Annotated in this window: 1 protein-coding gene; it reads right to left on the bottom strand. The window is 58.3% G+C overall.

All coding sequences use genetic code 11. The features are described 5' to 3' along the window. The coding region (locus tag HGT71_RS15630; RefSeq protein WP_214218607.1) for an Ig-like domain-containing protein at positions 1-496 on the bottom strand (496 nt) is incomplete at both ends.

Genomic DNA, 496 nt, shown 5'->3' with positions numbered 1-496 from the left:
CACTGACCGCTACATCCGTCGGTGCTGTTGGCGCGGTAGAATCTGGCGCGGTGGTGGTAGCTGCTGCAGAGGTGTTTTTCGCCGCATCCGTCGCTGTGACAGTTAAGGTTTCGCCATTGGTTTGTGCGGGATCTAGCGTCGCAGTGAAGCTGCCGTCCGCAGCAACCGTGGCTTCGCCGATTGTGTTGCCCTCAGCATCTTTGATGGTAACGGTTGAGCCAGCTTCCGCCTTACCAGTGACCGTATCACCATCGACACTGACCGCTACATCCGTCGGTGCTGTTGGCGCGGTAGAATCTGGCGCGGTGGTGGTAGCTGCTGCAGAGGTGTTTTTCGCCGCATCCGTCGCTGTGACAGTTAAGGTTTCGCCATTGGTTTGTGCGGGATCTAGCGTCGCAGTGAAGCTGCCGTCCGCAGCAACCGTGGCTTCGCCGATTGTGTTGCCCTCAGCATCTTTGATGGTAACGGTTGAGCCAGCTTCCGCCTTACCAGTGAC

The organism is Rosenbergiella epipactidis (genome assembly GCF_018494055.1).
Classification (GTDB): Bacteria; Pseudomonadota; Gammaproteobacteria; order Enterobacterales; family Enterobacteriaceae; genus Rosenbergiella; species Rosenbergiella epipactidis.
This window is presented reverse-complemented; position numbering and strand designations above follow the sequence as displayed.